The sequence below is a fragment of the Agarivorans litoreus genome, from assembly GCF_019649015.1.
GTDB classification, from domain to species: domain Bacteria; phylum Pseudomonadota; class Gammaproteobacteria; order Enterobacterales; family Celerinatantimonadaceae; genus Agarivorans; species Agarivorans litoreus.
This window is the reverse complement of record NZ_BLPI01000001.1, coordinates 3,284,268-3,308,984: the sequence shown is the minus strand read 5'-3', so window position 1 is coordinate 3,308,984 and position 24,717 is coordinate 3,284,268. Positions and strand designations below refer to the sequence as shown.

The 24,717-nt window shown below is 44.6% G+C and carries 21 protein-coding genes; 9 read left to right on the top strand and 12 right to left on the bottom strand.

Translation table 11 applies throughout. The features are described 5' to 3' along the window. Nucleotide 1 precedes the first annotated feature (1 nt). Together K5L93_RS15200 and K5L93_RS15195 are read right to left on the bottom strand one after the other, a co-directional pair. Nucleotides 2-724, bottom strand: a complete 723-nt coding sequence (locus K5L93_RS15200; protein ID WP_220720595.1) for an SDR family NAD(P)-dependent oxidoreductase — start codon at nucleotides 722-724, stop codon at nucleotides 2-4. Beyond that, nucleotides 721-1,161 carry a nuclear transport factor 2 family protein gene (locus tag K5L93_RS15195; protein WP_220720594.1) on the bottom strand — a complete coding sequence of 147 codons (441 nt, stop codon included), beginning with the start codon at nucleotides 1,159-1,161 and terminating at the stop codon, nucleotides 721-723. Before K5L93_RS15195 ends, K5L93_RS15200 begins: the two co-directional genes overlap by 4 nt. Nucleotides 1,162-1,307: 146 nt before the next feature. On the opposite strand from K5L93_RS15195, the gene K5L93_RS15190 reads away from it, so the two are divergent. The 3 genes from K5L93_RS15190 (at nucleotide 1,308) to K5L93_RS15180 (ending at nucleotide 3,251) form a co-directional block, all read left to right on the top strand. Beyond that, complete coding sequence (locus K5L93_RS15190; protein ID WP_220720593.1) at nucleotides 1,308-1,922, top strand: hypothetical protein; 615 nt, start codon at nucleotides 1,308-1,310, stop codon at nucleotides 1,920-1,922. Nucleotides 1,923-2,002: 80 nt separating this feature from the next. Then, nucleotides 2,003-2,581: a sigma-70 family RNA polymerase sigma factor gene (locus tag K5L93_RS15185; protein ID WP_220720592.1), complete on the top strand. Its 579-nt coding sequence runs from the start codon at nucleotides 2,003-2,005 to the stop codon at nucleotides 2,579-2,581. Beyond that, entirely contained in the window at nucleotides 2,574-3,251 is a 678-nt protein-coding gene (locus K5L93_RS15180) for a ChrR family anti-sigma-E factor (protein ID WP_220720591.1), read from the top strand. Before K5L93_RS15185 ends, K5L93_RS15180 begins: the two co-directional genes overlap by 8 nt. Nucleotides 3,252-3,302: 51 nt before the next feature. On the opposite strand, the gene K5L93_RS15175 is transcribed toward K5L93_RS15180, so the two are convergent. Then, nucleotides 3,303-4,250: a chemotaxis protein CheV gene (locus K5L93_RS15175; RefSeq protein WP_220720590.1), complete on the bottom strand. Its 948-nt coding sequence runs from the start codon at nucleotides 4,248-4,250 to the stop codon at nucleotides 3,303-3,305. Between the two features lie 255 nt (nucleotides 4,251-4,505). Between K5L93_RS15175 and trhO the strand changes: the two genes are divergently transcribed. Beyond that, nucleotides 4,506-5,489: an oxygen-dependent tRNA uridine(34) hydroxylase TrhO gene (gene trhO, locus K5L93_RS15170; protein ID WP_220720589.1), complete on the top strand. Its 984-nt coding sequence runs from the start codon at nucleotides 4,506-4,508 to the stop codon at nucleotides 5,487-5,489. Nucleotides 5,490-5,535: 46 nt separating this feature from the next. Here the strand turns inward: trhO and K5L93_RS15165 are convergent, their stop codons facing one another. The 4 genes from K5L93_RS15165 to K5L93_RS15150 form a co-directional block, all read right to left on the bottom strand. Next, nucleotides 5,536-6,042 carry an RNA methyltransferase gene (locus K5L93_RS15165; protein WP_220720588.1) on the bottom strand — a complete coding sequence of 169 codons (507 nt, stop codon included), beginning with the start codon at nucleotides 6,040-6,042 and terminating at the stop codon, nucleotides 5,536-5,538. A gap of 124 nt (nucleotides 6,043-6,166) precedes the next feature. Then, on the bottom strand, nucleotides 6,167-6,622 hold the full coding sequence (locus tag K5L93_RS15160) for a VF530 family protein (RefSeq protein WP_220720587.1): 456 nt from the start codon (nucleotides 6,620-6,622) through the stop codon (nucleotides 6,167-6,169). 63 nt (nucleotides 6,623-6,685) lie between these two features. Further along, nucleotides 6,686-7,564: a carboxylate/amino acid/amine transporter gene (locus K5L93_RS15155; RefSeq protein WP_220720586.1), complete on the bottom strand. Its 879-nt coding sequence runs from the start codon at nucleotides 7,562-7,564 to the stop codon at nucleotides 6,686-6,688. A 74-nt stretch (nucleotides 7,565-7,638) separates the two neighbouring features. After that, nucleotides 7,639-8,004, bottom strand: a complete 366-nt coding sequence (locus K5L93_RS15150) for an MmcQ/YjbR family DNA-binding protein (RefSeq protein WP_220720585.1) — start codon at nucleotides 8,002-8,004, stop codon at nucleotides 7,639-7,641. Nucleotides 8,005-8,135: 131 nt separating this feature from the next. Here K5L93_RS15150 and K5L93_RS15145 point away from each other — a divergent pair, with 131 nt between their 5' ends. Continuing rightward, on the top strand, nucleotides 8,136-9,035 hold the full coding sequence (locus K5L93_RS15145) for an HAD-IIA family hydrolase (protein WP_220720584.1): 900 nt from the start codon (nucleotides 8,136-8,138) through the stop codon (nucleotides 9,033-9,035). Between the two features lie 49 nt (nucleotides 9,036-9,084). Here the strand turns inward: K5L93_RS15145 and K5L93_RS15140 are convergent, their stop codons facing one another. The 3 genes from K5L93_RS15140 to K5L93_RS15130 form a co-directional block, all read right to left on the bottom strand. Next, nucleotides 9,085-9,486 (bottom strand): hypothetical protein, encoded by a 402-nt coding sequence (locus K5L93_RS15140; protein ID WP_220720583.1) that lies wholly within the window; start codon nucleotides 9,484-9,486, stop codon nucleotides 9,085-9,087. Nucleotides 9,487-9,837: 351 nt separating this feature from the next. After that, on the bottom strand, nucleotides 9,838-15,231 hold the full coding sequence (locus tag K5L93_RS15135) for a response regulator (protein WP_220720582.1): 5,394 nt from the start codon (nucleotides 15,229-15,231) through the stop codon (nucleotides 9,838-9,840). A gap of 268 nt (nucleotides 15,232-15,499) precedes the next feature. Continuing rightward, the gene (locus K5L93_RS15130) at nucleotides 15,500-16,210 is read right to left on the bottom strand and encodes a pirin family protein (RefSeq protein WP_220720581.1); all 711 of its coding nucleotides are present in this window, start codon (nucleotides 16,208-16,210) and stop codon (nucleotides 15,500-15,502) included. Nucleotides 16,211-16,553: 343 nt separating this feature from the next. Between K5L93_RS15130 and rsgA the strand changes: the two genes are divergently transcribed. The 4 genes from rsgA to K5L93_RS15110 all read left to right on the top strand — a co-directional run bounded on the left by rsgA (nucleotide 16,554) and on the right by K5L93_RS15110 (nucleotide 22,248). Then, a complete protein-coding gene (rsgA, locus tag K5L93_RS15125) occupies nucleotides 16,554-17,609 on the top strand; it encodes a ribosome small subunit-dependent GTPase A (RefSeq protein WP_220720580.1) in 1,056 nt (351 codons plus the stop codon). A gap of 151 nt (nucleotides 17,610-17,760) precedes the next feature. Then, the gene (locus K5L93_RS15120; RefSeq protein WP_220720579.1) at nucleotides 17,761-19,173 is read left to right on the top strand and encodes an AGE family epimerase/isomerase; all 1,413 of its coding nucleotides are present in this window, start codon (nucleotides 17,761-17,763) and stop codon (nucleotides 19,171-19,173) included. 229 nt (nucleotides 19,174-19,402) lie between these two features. After that, the gene (locus K5L93_RS15115; protein ID WP_220720578.1) at nucleotides 19,403-20,308 is read left to right on the top strand and encodes an SMP-30/gluconolactonase/LRE family protein; all 906 of its coding nucleotides are present in this window, start codon (nucleotides 19,403-19,405) and stop codon (nucleotides 20,306-20,308) included. Nucleotides 20,309-20,514: 206 nt separating this feature from the next. After that, nucleotides 20,515-22,248, top strand: coding sequence for a hypothetical protein (locus K5L93_RS15110; RefSeq protein WP_220720577.1), 1,734 nt, complete (start codon nucleotides 20,515-20,517; stop codon nucleotides 22,246-22,248). An 89-nt stretch (nucleotides 22,249-22,337) separates the two neighbouring features. Here K5L93_RS15110 and K5L93_RS15105 read toward each other — a convergent pair whose 3' ends face one another. Both K5L93_RS15105 and K5L93_RS15100 read right to left on the bottom strand, forming a co-directional pair. After that, nucleotides 22,338-23,015, bottom strand: coding sequence for a response regulator (locus tag K5L93_RS15105; protein ID WP_152779954.1), 678 nt, complete (start codon nucleotides 23,013-23,015; stop codon nucleotides 22,338-22,340). Nucleotides 23,016-23,019: 4 nt separating this feature from the next. After that, nucleotides 23,020-24,633, bottom strand: coding sequence for an ATP-binding protein (locus tag K5L93_RS15100; RefSeq protein WP_220720576.1), 1,614 nt, complete (start codon nucleotides 24,631-24,633; stop codon nucleotides 23,020-23,022). Nucleotides 24,634-24,717 lie beyond the last annotated feature (84 nt).

Sequence of the window (24,717 nt, the reverse complement as noted above, 5' to 3'; positions counted from 1 at the left end):
TCTATGCTCCTTCCTTGTGAGCTAAACGGCGACAGATATTTTGCTGCCAGCGATATGGCAAGCAATTGAGTATGTGCAGAAAGCCGCTGAATAAGCTAGGGAAGTTAATCACAGTTTTACCTTTATTGAGGCCTTTGATGATTGCTTGACTAGCTTGCTCGGGGCTAATAATACTGGGCATAGCAAAGTTGTTTTTGTCGGTGAGTGGGGTTTTAACAAATCCCGGTTGAATACAATGAACACTCACCTGTTTGTCACCCAAATCGGTTCCTAGTGCTTGAGCTAAATAATGCACCGCGGCTTTGCTACTGCCATAAGCGCCTGCTTGGCTAAAGGGCAATAGATGAGCAAGGCTACCAACTAACGCCAGTTGAGAGCCGGGCTTTAAGTTAGCCCATAAAGCATCTAAGCAGTTAGCGATGGTAAGCACATTGCTTTGCCACACTCGCTCAAACAGTTTGGCGTCGAAACGCTGAGGGTCTAAGTATTCACAATTGCCGGCACACAACACAATGAGGTCCATTGCTGGCAAATCGGCAAAGCTGCTGCGCACCTGTTCTAGCTCGCCAAGTTCTACTTGCAGCGGCGCGATGCCTTGTTCGGCTAGGTCTTGCAAACGCTGTTGGTTACGCCCCTGCCCCCACACCGTATGGCCTAGCTTTTGGTAATCAAGCGCTAACTGCTTGCCAATGCCGGAACTTGCACCAGTGATTAGAATGTTCATTGTGCTAGTCCATTTTTTAACTTTTTGGATAGCCAACCAATTACCGGAATATGGTCATGCAGCATCGCGCTTACGTCGTAGTAGTCACGGTGGTAATAAATTTTGTCGTTAAACTTAAGGTGGCTAATGCCATCTAACGACAATATCCGCCCGTTGCCTAATTTAGGATGGGCAAACTGCATTTGCCAAGTAAGGCTGAACTCACCGTCTGCGATTAGCCTAGAGTGAAACTCAAAATGGCATTGGCTGGTATTTTGTAAAAGATGTTCAAAATAGCTACGTAAGTCTGGTAAGCCGTGAAGATGGTGCAAAGGGTCGATAAACTCGATATCGTCGGCATAAATATCAGAGAGGCGCTCAACCTGCGCCATGCCTAGCTCGCTGTAAAACTGCTCTAGATGCTTAACAATATGCGGTGCAGATGCCGTGATACTCATTCAATTTTCCTTTCCCAAACAAATCTAAGCATATGTTTCTATTGTCGTTAATCATAGTACGTCAGATAAATTAAGAAAGATCATTCATCCTTTTGGCAACTTTTAGCGTTATATAAGACAAACCACCCATTTCTAGGAATATTTACTTGAGCAGTAGTTGTTGTTTTCCGCTAATGATCTCTCGCGAGCACTTCATGCCGCAGCGCTTCGCTCGCATTAAGGGGCAAGGCATGGTTTTTACTACCAGTTTACGCGCGGCGGAAAAAGCTGGCGGGGTTTGGCTAGCTTTCCAAGACAGCGATGGCAACAGCGCAACCAATGCTGGCGACTTAGTCTGCTTTGCTCAAATAAGTCATATTGATTGGCTAAGCGAATCGGAAATAGAAGCCGAGTTTAAAGTATTGCACTGGGGCAAAGTAAGGTCGAATAAGCCGAGTTTTTCCTCTGCTTGGTTATCACATACCTTGTGTGCCGAAAAAACTGAACTTTGGCTTAACACTTACCAACAAAAAAACACTGCAGCACTGCAAAGTGCTTTGGCCAACATCAACTTACAATATCCAGAATTACAAACTGCTAATTTAGAGCAAAGTATGCAAAGCGACCAAGTAAAAACCCTTTGTTGGCGCTGGTTAGAACTGCTGCCACTGCCCATTTGTACCAAGCAACGCTTGCTTAAATCACCCTCTGCTTCCTTGTGTATTCGATATTTAGGATTTATTTTGCGACAAAGTGATCGTTTTACACACCTTACCCGTTAACTTGTTATCAATCCGCAAACGATTTTGGCAATATGGAAATACACAGTTCAGTATCAAAAATCGGTGGGTCCAAAACACCTATGGCGAGTCAAGTAGCACAGCCCAATAGTGACGACGAAGTAGCCTTGTTGCTAGCAAATATTGCCAGCAAACAATGCAGAAAAAGTTACGACTTATTATTCCGCCAAGTTGCACCGCGTTTATTAAACCTAGCGAGAAAACAGTTTGTTGATGAGTCACTTTCTTTGGAAATGGTACAGGAAACCATGTTGAAGCTTTGGCTTAAAGCAGGTCTGTACGACTCTTCCAAAGGAAACGCAATGACTTGGATTTTTTCAGTATCAAGAAATGTAAAATTTGATTTGATGCGTAAAGGAAAGCACCAACAAAGTTGGGTGCAAGGCGACGACCTTTGGCCAATCTTAACTGAAGAAGAAGATGCCGATAAGGTGTCTACCGAAGACCAAGAGTTGGTGAGTCAAGAGCTTCGGCACCAAATTGACAAATTGCCAGAAGAACAAGCAGATATAGTAAGGCGGGTTTACTTACATGGTGAATCGCAACAACAAGTGTCTGAAATATTAAACCTGCCGCTTGGCACTGTGAAAAGTCGCCTTAGATTAGCGCTTAAAAAAATGAAGGAGGCATTGGATGACTAGCATTCAATTTCATCCGGCTGAATCAAGCCTAGAGTTGTACGCCGCGGGTCAGTTAGATCCTGCCATGAGCATAATGGTAAGCGCCCACTTGGAATACTGCCCAGTGTGCCGTCAGCAAGTTGCCGCAGCAGAACACAAATTAGCTTCTCAACTTGAGCAAGCCCAGCCCGAAGCGATGAACAGCGAACTCGACTCGATGTTGGCAATGATTATGCAACAAAGCCCCGATAGCGTTATTGAAGCAAACCAGCCCGCCTTGCAGCAAGAAATCATGCTTGGTAATAAGCGCTTCCCAATGCCCCGCGCTTTGCAAGCTCACCCGCAACATATTGGTCCTTGGGGACGTTTACCGGGTAAAATTCAACGTGCTCGAGTGGATGCAGTAAGTGACAGTAAAATGAACTTCATTTACATGGATCAAGACAGTGCATTGCCAGAGCATACCCACCAAGGGCAAGAAATAACCTTGGTACTGGCAGGCACCTTTATTGATGACGCCGGAACTTACGTACCGGGTGACTTCATCATTCAAGATGCACAAAACAAACATACGCCGCGAACAGCAGCTAACCAAGATTGCTTATGTCTAACCTTGTTAGATGCACCTTTGCACTTTACCTCGGGCTTAGCTTCCCTACTAAACCCGTTTAGCCAGCTGTTCTTTAAATAAACAATATTTAAAAGCAAAAAACCAGCCGATTGGCTGGTTTTTTATTAGCTGTTATTTTAAAGACTCTCGCATTCGCTGCTGAACCACATCAACCAACAAGTCTGGCTGAAACTTAGAAATGAAACGATTACAGCCAACTTTCTCTACCATGGCATCGTTAAAGCTGCCGCTTAACGAAGTATTTAAGGCAATAAACAGTTCGCCCATTCGCTCATCACCACGCACTTCAGCAGTGAGTCGATAGCCATCCATTTCTGGCATCTCGGCATCGGTGATCATTAATAAAATTTCATCGTAAACCGATCTCCCCTCGTCGGCCCAGCCTTTAAGCATGTTTAAAGCTTGCAAGCCATTTTCGGCTTCAATAATCTCCATACCCAACTGGCCTAAGGTTGCTTTAACTTGGCCACGAGCAGTAGATGAATCGTCTACTACCAGTACTCGCTTGCCATTTAGCAAATGCGAGACTTCCTCATCTAAGGCATCTTCTGAAATAGCAACGTTGTAGCTAACAATTTCCGCAAGCACTTTCTCTACATCAATAATTTCTACAATGCGGCTGGCATCGTCATGCTCTATGCGAGTGATGGCGGTTAAATAATTGCTACGCCCTACCGAAGACGGTGGCGGTAAGATGTCTTTCCAGGAAGTGTTCACAATGTGCATTACTTCGCCCACCATGAAACCTTGAACGCTGCGGTTGTATTCGGTGATGATTAGGTTGCAATCGGTCTTGGCCTCCTCTTTTGCTGGCGGCATCTTGATGGCTGCTCGTAAGTCGATTACGGGAATAGAGTGCCCTCGAATAGTTACCACCCCACTAATGTGTGAGTGAGAACCAGGCAACTTATTCATTCGAGGTAACTTAACCACCTCTTTAACTTTAAATACATTAATCGCAAACAACTGTGTAGAGTTGAGTTTAAAAATCAACAGTTCTAAGCGATTTTCGCCGACAAGCTTGGTGCGTTGATCCACTGTGGCTAAAACACTAGACATACTACTCAACCTATTCGATGTTAGACAATTACTTCATTATAGACATCTCATACCACTGAGCAAAAACGCAAGTAGCTGTAGAGGCTTGATTTAGCGCACTAGGACACAATTTTCACTCTTTCCTCGACAAATATTCACAACATTAAGCCAACAAATTGGTGCGGACATGCTGCATATTTTAGCATTTTCATTACAATGACTTTCTTTACAAAACATGCTCTGGGATTACGCCCCATAAGGCAGGAAGCTAAGTCTATGAAAGAAATAACTATTTGCGCCGTTTATAAATTTGTTCGCCTAGATAACTATAAAGAGCTTCAAGAACCCTTGTTAGCGTTAATGAAGCATCAAAAAGTGCGAGGCACTTTATTACTGGCCGAAGAAGGCATAAATGGCACCATTGCCGGTCCAGACGCTGGAATAAGCGCAGTGTTAGCTTGGCTTAAAAGTGATAGTCGATTAAGCCAACTTACCGACAAACGCTCGTACAGCGAGCAGCAACCCTTTAACCGCTCTCGGGTTAAGCTTAAAAAAGAGATTGTAACCATGGGTGTGGAGGGCATCGACCCAAACCATGTGGTTGGCTCTTACGTTAAACCTGAAGACTGGAACGCCTTAATCGCCAACCCAGAAGTGATGGTGGTTGATACCCGCAACAACTACGAAATTCAACTAGGTAGCTTTAAGCATGCGGTTAATCCACATACCGATACCTTTCGCGAATTTCCAGACTATGTCGCAGAAGAGCTAGACCCAGCAAAACACAAAAAAGTAGCAATGTTTTGCACTGGCGGCATTCGCTGTGAAAAATCCACCGCTTACTTAAAAGAGCAAGGTTTTGAAGAGGTATATCACTTAGAAGGTGGCATTCTAAAATACTTAGAAGAAGTGCCTGAAGAGAACTCCTTGTGGCAAGGAGACTGCTTTGTATTTGATGAGCGGGTAACCGTAGATCACCAGTTACAGCCCGGTGACTACGAACTATGCAGTGGTTGTAGAATGCCCATTTCACCCAGTGATAAGCAAAGCGCCAAATTTGAACAAGGCGTTAGCTGCCCACACTGTCATGACAAGCTAAGCGATGAGCAAAAAATGCGTTTTAGAGAGCGTGAAAAACAAGTTCGCTTAGCTAAGCAGCGTGGTGAGCAACATGTGGGAATGGAAGCGGCAGAACATAGCCAACAGCGCCGAGAGCAAAAGCTGCAACTTCGCCAAGCGCAACGAGCCAATAAAAAATAGTGAGTAGCTGGGGCTTGTTAGCGCTCGACTAACAAGCCTGACGTAATCACTTAGCCTTTAAGCGGTTATTTACATCGCGACTACTGCGAATAAGTGCTTCGCCACCACTGGCTTTATCTGATTTAGCTAGGCGATCGTAGAGCACCACATTCACTGTGGCGGCCAAGTTCAAACACCCCTTGGTGGGAACATAAACCACTTCATCAGCCTTATCGACTAAAGCTTGGCTAATTGAGCCATCTTCGGGACCAAACACATATAAAGCCTGCTCTGGGTGAACAAACTCCGGCAAAGGTGTTGCGCCTTCGGCCAGCTCGATACACACCAGTTTTAGCTCATCGCCAACTTGTTCTGCGAGTTCATCAACCCCAGTTAGTGGAATATTCAAACTTTGGTTTTTAGTATCGGTATTAAAGCGAGCTGCACGTGCATAACGCTGGCCGGTGTAATAAACCGCAGTAGCGCCAAAACACCCAGCGGCACGCATTACCGAGCCCACATTGCTAGGGCTTTTAGGGTTAACTAATCCAATTTGAACAGACTTTTGAGACATATTTATCGATAAAACCTATTAAAGAGCGCAGTATTAATCACAGCAAAATCAACGAGCCGAAATTGTACCTGAATTTACTGCCTCGCCCCACTCACTAGAGCAAACTATTTAGCCTGAGATCAGCTTATTTAGGCGAATTAGCCCATGGGTCTGCACTATCAATCTGATTAGATTTCTCAGCTTTAGGTTTTGCGCTACGAGCTTTAGCAGGTCGGCTAGGTCTAGCTTTTGGCTTCGGCTTGTTTTGCACTTGAGGCTTGGCAGTAATATCTATCACTACTGGTGCGCGCGGCTTTTGATCCAAGGGCACTAAACGGTCGCGAGGCGGCAGTGCATATTGAACATCATCTGGACGCGGTAAATGCTTAAAACGATAGAGATAAAAACTCTCTACCTTTTCGCGAGCCCAGTCGGTTTTGCGCAAAAACTTAAGGCAAGACTTAGTATTTGGGTTATTGCGAAAGCAATTCATATTCAAGGCAAACGCTAAGGTTTCCCAGCCGTAATGCTCAACAATTTCATCAAGCAACACTTCCAGCTTTAAGCCGTGCAAGGGGTTATTTTGTTGCAAATCGTTCATCAAGTTTTCCAATATTTAGCGCTTGAATTAAACGGTCATTGTAGCAAAGCCATGCGCTAGCTTTTAGACCTTGCGCATGCCTTTAGTCATTCTTCGCTTTGCCCAACGCTCATTAATCGCCAGTGCAGCTAATATAATAGCGGCACCAATGCTTAAGCGCATAATGTCGGCATCGTGATTCCAAATCAATAGGTTCACCGCAATGCCCGCCGGGATAAGCAAATTATTAGCCACGGCCAACGCACCAATATTGACTAAGGTAGCGCCCTTATTCCAGGCAAAATACCCCAAACCAGAGGCTATTGTGCCCAAATATACCAATACTCCCCATTGGGTTGCAGTAGTTGGCAAACGCTCTGAATTACCCATCGTCAAATAGGCAATCACAGCCACTACCAAAGCACCAACAAAGAACCAAGCAAATACGGTTTGCTGGGCTAAGTGCTTAGGCTCATTAGCCATGATCCGTTTGTAAGCAACTTGCCCGGTAGCAAAACATAAGTTGGCACCTTGCACTAATAAAAAGCCAGTCACAAAACCTTGGTCTATCCCCTCATAACGGATCGCCACCGCACCTAAAGTAGCGATAAAAGCACTTAATAAAAACTGCCAATTAAAACGTCGCTCAAAAGCATCGTTAACCAAGGTGACGTAAATGGGAGTCATCACTGTAAACAGCAATACTTCGGGAACTGATAAGAACAAGAATGACTGATAATAAAAGCCATACATACAGCCTAATTGAATAGCTCCCACTAGCATTAGTTTTAAGGCTAAGCTCCGGCTAACTTGTTTAGGCTTCAAAAACGGTAGAAAGACCAGAGTTGCCAGTGCAACTCTCATTAACACCGAGAACCATGCGTCTACTTGGCCCGCCAAATACACGCCAATTAAACTAAAAGAAAAAGCCCACAATAAAGTGATAGATAGTAAGTACTGCATACAAATCTTTGACAATAAACAAAGGCTAAAGTGTAATGGCTATTGGCTGTAAACCAAGTAAAAAATCAATCAATTCAGCGTTGGTATAAACCTAGTTCTTTCTGTAGTTTTTTAGTTAGGCCTAAAGAAACAATGCGATGAGACTCACCAAGGTAGTATATAAGTTGCTCATCAAAAGCCGGTTCACTTTGATATAACTGGACCCACTTCATACCACGTGAAGCCATATAGGGAGCAGGCCGATAGCCCGGTTCTTCACGGAGAAACTCAAAATTGAGTTCTGATGTTTTAAATGTAAATGCCGGCTGATTAAGTTTTTCCCATCCGCCAATCGCAAACACCTTTCCACCCACTTTCCAAACATGGGCGTTGCCCCATTGCACAATGTAAGTACTGGCAGCTAAATCACCACAAAACTGGTTAAATTGTTGGTAATCCAAAGCTTTACTCCTTGCGTCGAATCGGCTTTACAAGCCATGCTAGTTGTTCAGCATACAGCAGCTAAGTTTAGTATTTAATTCTTTGCTCAAACCTGCCAAAGTAGCGCTCTGTTTTTTGCTGAGGTTTTACCATGTTTTACAGCCCATCTGAGGCATTTAACGCCTATTTAAGCATTCCAGAGCGGATGCCTAAAAATGTTCCGGTAGAGAAGTGTCAAACCATTAACAACATTACGGATATCGTAGACGATGTTGATGTTTTTTTATTTGATGCCTACGGCGTACTAAACGTTGGTGGAACAGCGATAGATGGGGCTAAACAGCAAATCGATAAGTTACGACAAGCTGGTAAAGTAGTAATGGTGGTCACCAATGCCGCCACCCAAAACAAGCAGCAACTGTTTAACAAGTTTGTTCGGCTTGGTTTTGATTTTAGTGACCAAGAGATCGTAAACAGCCGAGAAGTATTGCTGCAATACATGGATTTGCACAGCAACTCACGCTTAGGGGTAATCACCCTCCCTGAGTTTCGCTTAGATATTCAACGCCCTTGTTTATATCCAGAGGACCAAGATTTTTGGCAAGCCGAAGAGTTTTTGTTTTTAAGTGGGCAGGCTTGGAACGACAGCTTGCAACAGCGTTTTATTACCGAGCTTAATCACAACCCTCGCAGAGTGTGGGTGGGCAACTCTGACCTAATTGCGCCCCTAGAAGATGGTGTATCACAAGAGCCAGGTAGTTTTACCCTTACTCTGCCTAAAGAGCTGTACCCTAACGTTCGCTGTTTTGGTAAACCTTATGCGCCAATATTTGAAGAAGCACTCAGCCGAATAAAACAAAGCTATGGTGAAGTAAATCCGCAGCGCATAGCGATGATTGGCGATACGCTGCATACCGATATATTGGGTGGCAATGCGATGGGTTTTAAAACCGTACTGGTCACACAGCACGGCTTTTTGCGTGGTTTAGATGTTGCCGAGCATATCGCTAAAAGCCAAATCACCCCGCACTATCAGTTAGCCTCTATCTAAGTCTTACTGCCCGTGAGAGCGAATTGGCTAAGCGGGCCCTACTCTCAACTTAGTGAACTGTAGCCTCTGCTTGAGTAAGAAAAGCCTGTAAAGTTTGGCATTTTTGCTGACGCTGTTGGCTATCAAGCTGGCCCCACTCCTGCTCCGCAACGTGAACTAGGTTAGACACCACCGAATCCATTGGTTTATCCTGCTGTTTAGCCATAGCGGCAACTTCTTCACGCCCTAATTTAATTGCTTCTTGATTACCCAATCGCCAGGCTTGAAAATCACCAGTTAAGCTTTTATTTCCAGGTTTTGCTGCGCAAAGACCACTTAGTGAATGATAAATAATCGACTGAGCAAATAATTGCTGATTTGAAGACACCGAAGCTTGTGGAAATGCTGCCGCTGGCAAACTCACTAGCACACTAAGCATTGCAACAACACTGAGGCAAAATGGCTTAATCATTGGTTTATCCTTTTCCAAATGCGATTTACTAGGGGCTGTTTATCTTTCGAGCTGATTTTTGCAGCTGTTTGTGGACTATTTATACAAGGCAGAAGCTTTGATGTGTAGTGAGCCTACATGAGAAGCTGATAACGCAGTAGAAATAAGCCACAAACGCTGCCCGAAGGGTTCGGCTAAAATCGTTTTATGCTTTATTAAGGCCTGTTTACTTAGAATGCTAGGCTACACACTCCTTGCCGCGCCTAAAACGATTTTTTCACGAACAAAATTTAATCGCGAAAGATAAACAGCCCCTAGCCTAAGTGAATAATCGAGCGCTTGCAGCAGAAACGCAGGTTCTCATGATATGCATCAACTGAGAAGTGATTTTAAGCTCTGCAACTGCTCACTCGCAGCTTCAAAGTCATACTCAGCTGCGGCCTTGTTAATGCCCAACAATTGCTTTTTCACCTCGGGCGGAAAAGCAAGCTCTGCTAGTTCGTCAATTCGCTCTACTGCATCAACGTCGCACTCTTCCAACTGTGCTTCTAGGGTGCTCAGTTCAGCCTTAAGTTGCTGCAGGTTGTGTTGTTGTTGGCTGTCGTCTTCGGCTATTTCATGAGTAGTGCCTTTAGGCAATAACAAGTCTATTTCTTGAAAGACCAGCTCTAGCAAAGTGCTTACATCTGACAATAAAGATTGGATCCGCTCGTGACTGTTTTTATAACTATTGCTGCCCTCTGCCGACAAGATACTGGCAGCAACCGCTTCAAGTTCGGCAGCTGCGGCCTGCAATGAAAGCGCTCCAATATTCCCAGCGTTGCCTTTTACAGTATGTATTAAACGAGTAGCTAATACCCAGTCTGACTCGCCGCAAGCTTGCTCAAACTGTTCCGCAAAACTGCGCTGGTTAATACTAAATTTATTCAGCAGTTTGAAGTACAGGTTGGCGTTGCCATTACAGGTTGCTAAACCGGCAGCCTGATCAATAATCTCGGGATTTAAGCCTTCAGTAATCCCCGAAGGCATGGGCTCTTCTCGCGCACTAATAGGTGCTGTTTGCTGCAAACCAGAAGCGCTAATCCACTCGGCCATAGTGTTTATCATAGCCTCAACATCAATAGGTTTGCTGATGTAGTCATTCATGCCAGCACTTATCACCCGCTCTCTATCGCCACTCATGGCGTTAGCGGTCATAGCGATAATAGCCACATCTAGATCAAACTCTCTGATCTTCTGAGTTGCTGTGTAGCCATCCATCACTGGCATTTGAATATCCATAAGTACACCATCAAAACGGCTTTGGCGAAGCTTATCCACGGCCAACTTGCCGTTTTCTGCCAACTCGCAACTTACCCCTATGCTGTTCAGTAGCTCTATGGCTAAATCTTGATTTAACTCGTTATCTTCCACCAGCAACACATGTGCACCTTGTAACTTTTGTTTGGCTAAAGTGAGCTTGTCGCTAAGTTTGGCCAGCGGGGTATACAAGGCAACATCACGCCCACTTGCTTCCGCTATGGCGTTAAAGACTTCCGAAGCCGTAATCGGTTTAGCTAAATATGCACTAACGCCTGCATCTTCACTTTGCGCTTTAAAACGGGCATGGTCATAAGCCGACACCATAATAAATTTCACCGGATGACTGCCAGCTTCTTGGCGAATCGCTTCACAAGTGGCAACGCCGTCCATATCTGGCATATTCCAATCAACAATGGCTACGTCAAATTTGTTAGGGTGCTTAGCCACTAAAGCCTGCGCTTCAGAGCCAGCATGCACCACGCTAACTTCTGGGCCAAAAGACGACACAATAGAGGCCATAATTTCAGCAGCACTTTCATTATCATCCACCACCAAAATGCACATATTATCTAAGCTGGTTGGGCTAATCGCACTGCGCATGGCAGGCCGCTCATGATTTAGCTTAAACCACGCCGTAAACAAGAACTCGGTACCTTTACCCAAGGCGCTCTCTAGCCAAATATCCCCCTCCATTAGCTCAACTAATCGCTTACAAATAGTTAAACCTAAGCCAGTTCCGCCGTATTGACGGGTGGTAGAGGCATCCGCTTGAGTGAACGATTGAAACAGTTTTTGTTGTTGCTCGGGCGAAATACCAATACCCGTGTCGCGCACCGAAAACTGCAATTTGGCGCAGTTGGTTTGCTGTTCCAATAACTTAACCGAGAAAGCAATTTCGCCCTGCTCAGTAAACTTAATCGCATTGCTGGCCAAGTTGGTGAATATTTGCCCTAAGCGAAGCGGATCGCCCATTAGGTTATGCGGCACCGAAGGCTCGACCACTGTGAGCACCTCAACCCCTTTATCCTGAGCTTTTAACTCAATTAAATTGAGCTGGTTTTGTAAGATATCTTGTATGCTAATATCTAAGCATTCCATGTCTAGTTTGCCAGCTTCAATTTTCGAGAAATCGAGAATATCGTTAATGATCCCAAGCAAAGAAGCCGCTGCATGGGAGACTTTATTTAGGTAACCGCGAGTTTTTCGGTCCAGCTGCGCATTTAGCGCCAAGTGAGTCATGCCAATAATGGCATTCATTGGGGTACGAATTTCATGGCTCATATTAGCCAAGAAATCTGATTTAGCTTGGTTGGCATTGTCAGCTTCATCAATGGCCAAGCTCAGCTGATTATTCAGATCTTTAAGTTCACTAATGTCATAACACCAAAACAATACCGCTGGCTGGTCTTTAAACTGGGTATTTAAGTAGTTAGCCGAGCCGATAAACTGGCTACCATCGGTGCGTTTAAAATCCATTTCAACATTGGCCACAGCTTCTCCTTGCGCCAATCTTCGATAGCATTCATCGCGCTGGCTAATATCACAATAAATATTGGTAACTTGAAAATCATCCAGCTCGTTTGCAGCCACACCAAACATGTCACGGCAGGTCTTATTAGAAAAAACAGTTTTATTGTTTTGTACTATAGCCACCCCAATCGGTGCAGCGTTGAGCATATCGAACAGCAGCTGCTCACGTTGTTGAATTTTTTGCTCTGCTAACTCTCTGGCTTTGATATGTGAGGCCAGTTTTCGGTTCCAAAACAGCGTTAAAAGTATTAATACCAAGGCACCCATAGAGATCTGAGTAACCAAACCGTAGTCTACTTTTTCAACCAGTTTGTTAGGTACCCAGCTTAATGTAATGTCATTACTTTGCTGTTGGCTTATGGCATCAATCGCTTTGTTTATGATGCTATGTAGCAGAGGCTCTGACTTTATCACAAACAAGGTAGATACGACTTCTCGGTCAAAATCAGCTGTAATAGCCATTTGACTGTAACCACGAGTTTGAATCATGTAATTGAGCACCAACAAGCTATCGACCATGCCGTGATATTCGCCATCGGCTACAGCAACAATGCCTTGCTCGGTGTTTTCTGGGTATTGCCAGTCAATATCGGGATAACGATTAACAATACTGCGTGTTTGAGAGGCGCCTTTTATAATGCCTATTTTCTTACCCGCCAACTGTTCAGCTGAACCAAAATAGCCATCTCGCTCTAAACCCAAATAAGCTAGCTCGCTTTCCACTAAAGGCAGCGCAGGGTGATAATCTAGCTCCAGCCACTTATTGTTTAGTGCAGCAGATACTAGCTTTACCTCGCGATTTTGAATCAACTTAAGAGAATCTTGCCAACTAGCCACAGGCACTGGCTTAAGTATTAAACCAGTGTTTACACTTAATAACTGTAAATAGTCCGCCACTATTCCGATAAAATTGCCGTCTTCATCGAAAGCTTCATAGGGCAAAGCAGCAGGGTCAACCGCAACCGCAACTTCTGGGTTATCTGCCATCCAGGCTAATTCTTCTTTGGTGAAATTAATTTGCTGACCAGATAACTGGTGGCGCTCATAACTATCTCGCAAGTCGGCGGTTTGCTTTTCATTTAACAAATCAAATCGGCTGATATTAGGAATACTGGGGCTGCCAATTTGTGAGGTACTTGTGGCTTCGAAATATAGCGTTACCTCCCCTACTTTATCGGGGCTATTGTTATGCACAAAATAACTCTCTTTGGATAACTTACTTAGGTGGCTAATTTGTAATACGTCCACTTCTTTTAATTGCCCATCTATTTCCTGAGCTTTAAATATCACCTTAGGCGGAGAGTCCGAACTCACTACAATGGCTTTTATGTTTGAGTTTTTCTGAAAAATACCAGCAATGTGTTTAATGGTTTTGAGATCATCATTAAAAATGTATGGCGCAAGCACATCACTTAATAAACTGGCGCGCTTTATTTGGTTGCTAAAGTCTGAATTTGCGTATAAATCACTAAGTTCGGCGTAAGCTGCACTTTGCTTAAACGCCTGCAAAGCTTGATTAAAAATGTCGCGATAATAGTCATTTCTAAAAGCAACGGCATAACCCACATCGGCTTGTTCAAAAATATCGTGAACAATAAAATCACTCAACTGTAAGGCAGTTAGGCCCGAATGCTTTATCGTCCACTCCAGTAAGGTTTGATCTGCGATAATCACTTGAGCATTGCCGGAGAAAAACTGTTCTAATGACTGCTCTTGAACACTATATTCTCGGTAGCGGGACGAGACTTTAGCCACTCCAGCTAAAGTCTCCCCTAGCTGTTCAGCTGCGCCCTCAAAAGCCGTAACGCTAAACTCACTAAGCTGAGATGCCTTAGTAATATTGAGCTGTTCGGTTTTACGGGTTAATGCTACATTGTGAAACTGCACAATGTTGTCGGAATAAAATAACTCATCATCTTCTTTTGCCACTAAGCCGGCCGAAAAATCTAAGCTTTGATCTTCACTTAATATTTGATGAGCCCGTACTGTAGGAATTTGTTCTATGGCTCCCAATTGGTAACCAATTGAGGCGAGTACCCTGCGAACAATTTCCAGCTCAAGGCCCACTTCAGAGCTTTGGTCATACATGTAGGGAGGTCGGCCATAACCAAATGCCCCGGGGAGTAACTGCTGAGATGAGCTGTCGGTTAACCATCGCCCACGAATTGTGTTTCGCGTAGCAATGTCGATTTGTGCTATTGATTTATTGATGATGGATAGCAATATTGAAGAGTGTTTTGCCAAGCCCATGTGAATAGGAATATCTTTTCTACCCGATACCACCGAGTTATTTTTAATATTGCTTAAACGCAATTTGTTTTTGATATATAGTGCAGAACTCAACTCGGCAATGGCGGCATAAGCCTCGCCATCAGACACTGCTTGCAGTGTATGCGACAGCTCAGGATAGGTTTTAAACTCTAACTGTGGAAAATTTGTCTTTAACCAGTTGGCCTGCTCAAACCCTTCTACAATGGCAACCACTTTTCCGGCTAAATCATCGACGCCACTAATGATGGGAGCATCGTTTTGGGTAAACACATATTCAGTATGTAGTAAAAAGGGTTGCGAGTAATTTACATAGTCTTGTTTTGCTGAGTCTAAGTACATCATTGGAATCAACGAGAACTCGCCGCTTTTTAAGCCCTGCAACATGTCCTTCCATTGCATTCCCAGTTTGTAATCGAAACGCAGCCCAGAAATTTCTTCAATAACATCAAGGTACGAGCGAGTCACTCCATCAAAATCACCTTGAAGGTTAATAAATGCATAGGGGTAAAAGTTTGCATCGGGGGCTACTGATACCACCGTATTCTCAGCAATCCATTGTTTTTCTTGTTGAGTAAACTCTTCAACTTGAGATTGAGACCAAGCGTTAACCGCTAGCAGTAAACTTAATATCGCTCCAATTACAGCGGTGATTCGGCTCAGCATATTCCTTTATCCAAGTCTGATGTGTCATATCAACGGGCACTTAAGCTGATGATTTATTGAAAGAAGTAGAGAGTTACCTAGCTTAAACACTCACTAAAAGAGTAGTCTATTACTTGCAAGCTGCCGAATAGAAAGGGAGATTTGCGGCGATACAATTCACATTAATGATAAGTATAGGAATATGGCAGCTGGCGCTGCCATATCAGTCAATATCGTTTAGTTTGCCGGAGAGATTTTAATCCAATTTAGATTAAAGTTACCCTTGGGCTTAGGCACTGGGCAAATCAAACCAAAGCGCTTCTAGGGCGTAGCTTTCCGTTTTTACGCTTAAGGCTTCATCACCTGATATACCTACCCCATCGCCGGGTCGAACCGTATAAGCACTACCAGAAGCTTGCTGCAAGTTTGCTGCACCGCTTACCACATGCAAATAGCCACACGCTTTCATCACTTCTAATTCAAATTGGCTATTCGGCTTAAGTGCAAGGCGATAGAGAGCAGCGTCTTGATTCATAATTAGCGAACCATCGCGGCCATCAGGAGTGACAAGTGGGGTTAGAAACTCCCCTTGGCTAATCCGCGCTTGCTGGTAGGCAGGAGGCAAACCGGTTTGCTGCGGTTTAATCCAAATTTGCAAAAACTCTAAGTCATCTACATCAGAGCAATTAAACTCGGAATGACTAATCCCAGTGCCTGCACTCATGACTTGAATATCGCCGGCAGGAACTTGATAACGATTACCCATGCTATCTTTATGCTCAACGGCGCCATGGGTTACGTAGGAAATGATTTCCATATCTTTATGCTGATGGGTGTCAAAACCCTTGCTGGGGGCAACACTATCTTGATTAATAACTCGCAATACTGAATACCCCATGTGCTTAGGGTCGTAATAATTGGCAAAGGAAAAACTATGCTGACTTTTAAGCCAACCTAAATCAACAAATCCGCGTTCACCTGCGGGTCGAAAATAATGCATACCCTACTCCACTTCTCTTGCTCGTGTTAGTAATTAAGCTTGTATAAGCTATACGCAGTTATTCATAAGATCGTTTTAAACAGTGTGGCTGTTAAGCCTTAAAGATCCAAGACCTGATTTGTCTCAATAGTGATTCAAGTAATTGTGGGGTTAGCTCACATCATTTGCTATTATTTAGCCGATTTTTAGTCAATAGCGAGGATACAAAATGATTGTAATCACACCTTCTCGGGCTCAGGAACAAGCGTAACTCTGTTACTCCTGCTCAGCCCGGTTATTACCGGGGCGTAACAACGACCCCTATATTCTTTTTATAGCACAACTGTGCTTGGGGTAATCTCAAATGGGTATTTCTTTTTCTCTGTCTCAACTTGGATGGAAACCCTTTTTTCAACAACAACTTAATTTAGACGAACTAAGTTCGTACACTGCTGCGCGCGTATTTGAACAGCACCGCAGTGAATATTTGGTCGCCAGTGAACTTGGCTTACAACGCATCACCATTCACCCCAATATGCCTAAAATGGCCGTAGGTGACTGGTTATTGTTAGAGCAAGCCAATACACCCGAGGCTAAATTTGTAAAGCAACTCGAACCCGCTACCCTATTTAGCCGTAAGGCAGTAGGTACCCGTGCAGAACTACAGCTAATTGCCGCCAATGTAGACACGGTATTTATCGTATGTTCATTGAACAATAACTTTAATCTAAGCCGTATTGAACGTTATTTGGCCTTAGCTAATGAAGCAAAAGTAGACCCAGTGGTGGTGCTAACTAAAGCCGATACTTGTGACGACGTACCCAGCTTTATCCAGCAAGTACAAAAGCTTGATCCCATGTTAATGGTTGAAGCAGTCAACTCGCTGGATGCCAACGAGGTGGCTAAACTTAACCCTTGGTGTAAGCAGGGCCAAACGGTTGCTTTTATGGGCTCTTCAGGGGTGGGCAAATCTACCCTAATTAATACGCTATTAGGTGAACAAACTAGCCAAACAGGGGAAATTAGAGAAGCCGATAGTAAAGGTAGGCACACAACCACGGCGCGCTCAATGCATCTAATGGAGAACGGCGGCTTACTGCTAGACACTCCCGGTATGCGTGAGCTACAACTCAGCGATTGTGAAGAAGGGGTAAATGCCACCTTCAACGATATCACTGAGCTCGCCGAGCAATGTAAGTTCGCCGATTGCCAACACAACAGTGAGCCCGGCTGCCAAGTGCAACAAGCCATAAGCCGGGGCTTACTAGATGAAAGGCGCTTAGTGAACTACCACAAGCTAATGCGTGAGCAACAGTTTAACGCCGCCAGCGTAGCTGAGCGACGAGCCACCGATAGAGACTTAGGCAAGTTTTATCGACGTGTTCAAAACAGTGTTAAGCATTTGAAACAACGCGGGTAAACCTTATAGGCGATAGCACATTACTATCGCCTATCTTCCAACCATCTTATCTATCAATAAGTCACCTAAAACTGTGTACTAACACTGATTTTTTCTATTCATGCTCAGATAAACTCTTAAGCGATGGCGTTTTAGCTTGAGGAAATAGACTGTGAAACGAGTATTACTCAGTGTGTGTTTAATTGCTAACGGCAATGCCCAAGCAGGCGATTTGCAAATCCCTTCTGCCCAACGCTGGCTTGATAGCGTAGAAAACGAGCTGGCTCCTTTTTGGCTACACCAAGATGCCCATGGCTCGCCGATGGGTAACTTTCCCACTTTTCGTTGTAACGACGGCTCCGCTTTTACTCAAGCTAGCCCCTGTTCTGAGCTCAACGCGGCTCCCAGCTGGATGAAACCCCATTTAGGAGAAAGCTACACCCGCATGCAGGCTAGGCACACCTTTGTTTATGGTGTGATCTTTCACCTCACCGGTGATAAGCAGGCCTTGCAACTCGCCAAGGCTGGCGTTGACTACTTGCGCACGCATTTATTAGAAGAGCAAGGCTCGGTAGTGAGTGTGACCGAAAACGGACAATCAAAATTTTCAGCTAAACAACGTACCACTCAAGACCTTGCCTACGCTCAATTAGGCATGGCCTTTTACTACTACTTAACTGGCGATAAAGCAGTACTCAACGACTTACTAAAAGTTAAAGATTACATATTTGATAAATATTGGGACGAGCAACAACAGCGCTTGCGCTGGGTAAATGCGGCTTCCACCAACGGCACTGGAGAAGAAGTTGAGCTTGTAGCGCAACTCGACCAAATAAACGCCTATATGTTGCTAATATCGCCATTGCTACCAGAACCTCACAAAAGCCAGTGGGATAATGATCTTTCTAAACTGCTAAACACCATCACGCAGCAGTTTTTGCGCCCCGATGATTTTCGTTTTTGGGGCACCAAGCACGGCGATAATTACCAACCAGACTCTGCCCGCCATAATGATTTTGGTCACACGGCTAAATCTTGGTGGATGAGTTGGTTAGCCGCCGAGTATTTAGGCCAACAGCAACTTGTTAGCCAAAGTAAGCAAGGCCTTCAGGCCACCTTGCAAGCCGCCTTTATTGAACAAGGCGAAGGCGGGTGGCGTCGCCTGCCCAATGGCGCTCCAGCTATTTGGTGGGAGTATGCAGAACTAGACCAAGCGGCGGCGAGCTTAGCTTTGGTTGAACCTGAGGCTAAACGTTACCTAGCTAATACCTATCCACAATGGTTTGAGCGCTTTATCGCCGAAGATGGCGGCACCTATCCGGTTGCCAATCAGGGGCTCAAAATTCATCTTTGGAAAAGTGATTACCACGCGCTCGAGCATGCACTCGTCGCCTATCTCACTAGCGCTCAACTAAATGGCGAAAGTGCCCGTTTATACTTTGCCATGCCTGCAGAGCAATCCGCTTTGCGCCAACCTTATTTTTATCAAGCAAAAACAAGCCAAGCCAAATCCTTTGGTAACTGGCAGGGTTTAGCCATTAGCCAAGTTAACTACCAAGATATTGGCATTAAGCGAGCGAAATAAGCTGTTAAAGCACTTGGCCGGCTACAGCTGTTCGGCCAAGTGTTTAAAGCGCTCTTAATAATAACGCCCTCTCCTACAAACACCTCTTAACTCCACCTGTTCTTAACTCACAAAGATGCTGAAACCCGATGAAACAAAACATCCCCAAGCTACGAAGTGTTACCATCGATAAGGGTTTAATGAGATGAGATAATCCCATTCAGTGGGCATGTGTAGCAAAGGAACAAGAATGTCGAAGCAATATACTGTGGAATGTATTTGGCCAGCCGAAGCGCGTTTAGGCGAAGGCGTTGTATGGATAGAACAAGAGCAAGCGCTCTATTGGGTAGACATTCTTAAAGAAACTTTACACCGCTATCAGCCAAGCTCAGGAGAGCAACAAAGCTGGTCGCAAAAGCCAATGATTAGCGCAGTTTTACCGACCCAAATACCCGGAGAAAGCACCACCTTTGTCGCCACCTATGCCGACGGCGTTAAACTGTTACGCGACGGAGCGGTTTATCCTTTACTAGACCCAGAACCTCAGTTACCAGACAACCGTCTTAATGATGCCTGGGTTGCTCCTAATGGTGACCTTTGGTTAGGTTCAATGGATTGCCAAATTAAACAAGACTCAGGAAAATTTTACCGCTTAACGCCAGCGCTTAGCCTTAGCTCATTAAGTGAGCAATACTGGGTCACCAATGGCCCAACCTTCTGTGATAAACAAGGCTACGGATATTTTGTAGATACCGAAAACTTTACCATTCTTCGTAGCAAGTTAACCGATGATGGTGATGCATCAACATTAGAGCCTTGGCTGGAGATTGACCGTAGTTTTGGTAACCCCGACGGAATCACTATCGACGCAGAGCAACACGTTTGGGTAGCCCACTATAACGGTGCTCAAGTAAGCCGCTATACGCCAGAGGGAAAACTAGAACGGCAAATTGCCATTCCAGCACTTAATGTCACCAAGTGTGCCTTTGGCGGACCAAACTTAAGCACCTTATATGTAGTGAGTGCTCGTGAAGGCATGAGTGAACAACAGCTGCGCGATTATCCGCTAAGTGGCGGCGTTTTTGCCGTAGAGCTTGAAGATATTAAGGGCGTAGCAACACCGGCATTTGCTATAACAAGTTGGCCGAATATTTAACAAAGGCTCCAGATATGAACTCCGTTGCCAAGTTAATTGATTAAGCTCAATACAAATTAATCTAATAATCAATGCTCACTAATGTTTAATCACTTATTAATTGAAGTGCATTTTTATCAATGATTTAATAGCTCTTTGCGCCTGTAAAGTTGAAGCTAAAAGCATTTCATCTAAAGGTAGTTAATCAAATATACACGGAGTGTTAGATGAAGAATGTTCTTATCGCAGGCGGTTTGTTAGCCATTGGGGCCGGAGCGGGTGGCTATTGGTATTCTCAGCAGGCTACAAGCCTTAATAGCGAAGCGGGTGCACTCGCCTATATTCCTGCCGATACTGCGGTATTTTCTGCTCAACTAAAACCGTTCCCAATCAAAGCCTATGTTGATTCAATGGCAGGTTCGTACAACAATTTACCAAGTGATGCCTTTGCCGAAACAGAAGTGAGTGACCCTCGCAGTAAGTTTTTCATTGCCTTGCTTGAAAGCTACAGCGAAGCATTAAAAGACGGGCAAACCTTTGTAGATACCTTTGGTTTAGCCAACGATATTCACAGCTACTTTTATACCTTAGGCATCATCCTAGTACTTAAAGTAGAAGTAAGCAAAGCCGATGCTATTTGGGCTTGGTTAGATAAAGCCGAACAGCAAAGTGGTTTTAGCCATACTAAACAAACGCTTGGCGGCGTTGAGTATCGCGCTTATCGTTTGAGCGATGACAGCGACTCAGAAACCGCAGATTTAATCGTAGCCGTAAATAATGACCTACTTACCATTACTTTAAATAGCTCGCTTAATGAAAATAGTTTGTTAGAAACGGCGTTAGGCCTTAAACCAGTAGAGCAGCCGATCAGCGCTACCACATTAATCCAAGACAGCCTAAACAAACACGGCTTCATGGAAGAAGGCATTGGCTTTATTAACCACCAAGAGATTGCTAAAGCAATAACCACCAAAGATGGCAACCTACTGGCAAAACACCTTACTAAGTTAGCCCAAATGGATAATAGCAACGAGCTTACAAGCTTACGGACTCCAGTGTGTGAACAAGAGTTTGCCAGCATTACCGCTAACTGGCCAAAAACGGTAATGGGTTTTGATAGCTTAAGCATTAACGATAAAGAAAGCAGCTTTGGCGTGCGCATGGTGGTAGAGAGCAACAACAGCGTATTACTTAGCGCCTACCAAGCGATGAGCGGCTTTATTCCTTCTTATGCTTCTAACACCGAAAATGCGGTATTTAGCATGGCTTATGGCATTGATGTAAACCAACTGGTGCCTTCATTACTATCCGTTTGGGAAGAAATGCTTACCCCTGACTACCAGTGTGAGCCGCTACAAAACGTGCAAATGGCTATGCAGCAACAAAACCCAGGCATGGTTGGCATGATGACCGGCATGGCTAACGGCCTTAAGGGCATTGGCATGGCCGTGTTTGATTACAAACTGGCTGACATTAGCCGCCCAGAAGAGCTTGAAAGCCTAGATGCCATTATTAGTGTGTCTGCCGACAACCCAGGTGCCTTGTTCGACATTGCCAAACAGTTCTCACCAGAGCTAGCTAGCGTACGCTTGCCAGCCGATGGCACACCGATTGATGTTAGCCATTTACTGCCGCTACCACCTACCACCAACATACAGCCCAAGCTAGCACTTAAAGGTAACCACCTTGTATTGTTTAACGGCCAGCGTGCTGCAGAAGTGAGTCAGCAACTAGCTTCAGAGCCAGTGGCGAACAACGGGCTTTTAAGCATGTTCATCGACTACCAGCAAATGTTTGAACCAATTATTAGTGGTATTGAATTAAGTGGAGAAGAAGTGCCACAGGAATTGATGGACTTAAAAGACTATCGAATTAAAGCGCAAATGAATATGGCCGTGAACGACCAAGGTATTTCTTTTGGTTCAAGCATGACCAGCCAAGCAGACAACGCTGTAAACTAAGCAAGTCTTTACAACCAATAAGCAACGCTCTGTAACAAAAAGGCTCGCAATAGCGAGCCTTTTTGTTTCTAAATTCTGGTGAATAACTTTTAATTAACCCGATGATAGACCCGCTCTGGCCGACCTACTGCACCATAAGCCACCTCGGGCGTAAGCTCATTACAACTCACCAAATACTCCAAATAACGCCTCGCTGTAGTGCGGCTACTGCCAATTTGTTTGCCGGCTAACTCGGCAGTTAGTGAAGCATGTTCACTAAACAGTGCGCGTACTTTATCAAGCGTTACCGCGTCCACACCTTTGGGTAAGCGCTTTTTGCTTTCGGCTACCGCGCCCTCACTCATTGGCATTAACTTATCTACATCTTGCTGCTCAAAAGAGCTATTTTGATCAAGCCTGCGTAAGTAGTTCTTATAGTTATTCAAGGATTCTTGTAAACGCGGAAATACCACCGGTTTTAGAATGTAGTCAAATACGCCATTACGCAGCGCTTCTTGCAAGGTTGAGGCTTCTTTAGCGGCGGTGAGCAACATAACATCAATGGCAAGATCTTGGCTGCGAATGTGTTTTAGCAATTCTAGGCCGGTGCCGTCGGGTAGGTACACATCTAACAGCAAAAGTTGTGGAGGTTTAGCCTTTATGTGGATCATCGCATCGGCAATGCTCAAGGCAATGCCAGACACTTCAAAATCACTCACACGCTGCAAGTACTGGCGATGGATCTCGGCAATCCCCGCATCATCTTCAACAATTAATACCTGAATCAAATGGCTACTCCTGCTTTAACTGCTTGGGAATATACACCGTAAAACGGGTGCCCAAATTGTCACTACTAAACTCAACATTTCCACGCAAAATTTGCACGGTTTCTTTTACTAAGTACAGGCCTATACCGTGGTCGCCTTGGGTTTTGGTGGTCACTCCCTGCTCGTAGATATTGGCTTGTAAGTTATCTTGAATACCACCAGCAAAATCTTCCACTTCTATGATTATGTCGTTACCCAAATCGGTCATAGAGAGATTAATGGGCTCACGGCCATTGCTAGCACGTGTTGCCTCAAAAGCGTTATCTAACAGGTTAGCCACTATGGTAACGATTTGCTCCGAGCCACAGTGTGCTGGTAAGTCGCGTAAGCTGCTGTCGGGGTCAATATTTAAGGTTAAACCAAGCTCCCTCGCCCGGTGAAACTTACCCAAAATACAGCCCGCTATTACCGAGTCTTCTACTGCTTCAATCAAAAAGCGAATCAGTTCTTGGAATTGATCATTTGCTTGGCCAATAAAAGATAAGGCTTTATCACTTTCGCCTAACTGAATTAAACCAGCAATGGTATTTAGCTGATTAGAATGCTCATGGTTTTGTACCCGTAAGGCTTCTGAATGCGCCTTAATTTGCGATAACTGCTTAGTAAGCAAGGTGATCTCGTCTTTCCGCCTAAAGCTAGAAACCATGCCAATAAAGTTTTGTTGCTGGTCTTTCATCGGCACTCGGTTGGCAATCACTAAGTGCCCGTTAAGCAGTAATTCCACATCACTTTGCGCTTGCGGCTGATCGAGTAATTCAGCCATATCACTATCGGGTAGCCAGTCTCGCAGCGGTAAACCAACCGGATTAATCGATTTTCCTTGCAGGTCTTTTCCCAATAAGCGAATCGCATTAGCATTCACATTAGTAATAATGCCTTCTCGGTTAATCGCTATTACCCCTTCACGAATAGTATTAAGCGTGGCTTGCAGCTCTGCATATAAGCGGGTCATCTGCTCTGGTTCAAAACCCAACAATGTGTCTTTAATCCGTTGTGCCAGCCACCAACCAATCAGCATATTAAGTGACAACACCGCCATCACCAACAGCGCCATAAAGTGCAAATAGGGTTGCAGTTGTACGTCAATTTTCTCTAGCAAGTATCCAACCGAGACAATACCTATGATCTGCCCTTGTTGATCTTTAACTGGCACTTTACCGCGTACCGATACCCCCAAAGACCCCTTGGCTTGCGACACATACTCTTGCCCTAGTACCAGAGCTGCATGGTTATCGCCTCCCACCATCGGTTTACCAATGCGTTCACTTTTGGGGTGAGCCAAGCGGATCCCATCAACATCCCCCACCACAATAAAACTTGCACCCATGGTGCGGCGTAATTCTTCTGCTAAAGGCTGTAAGCTTGCGCTATCTCGGCGCTCTACCGCACTCACAACATCGGGCAGCTTAGCCACAACTCGCGCTACATCTAAGGCCCGCTCCCCCTTGTCTTGGTATTCAGAGTCACTTACGTACCAATAGCTGGTCACTACCACAATGCTTAACTGAATAAGGCTGTAAATCAGCATTATTAGCAATAAGCGAGCACGATAGCTGGGTAAGCGAGCTTGTTGATACATCTAAACTTTTCCCTGTTTGTTTCAATTTAGCTTAGCACGAGCTTAGCGAGCAGCTCTCGTGAACAATATGCACTTAATTACCAA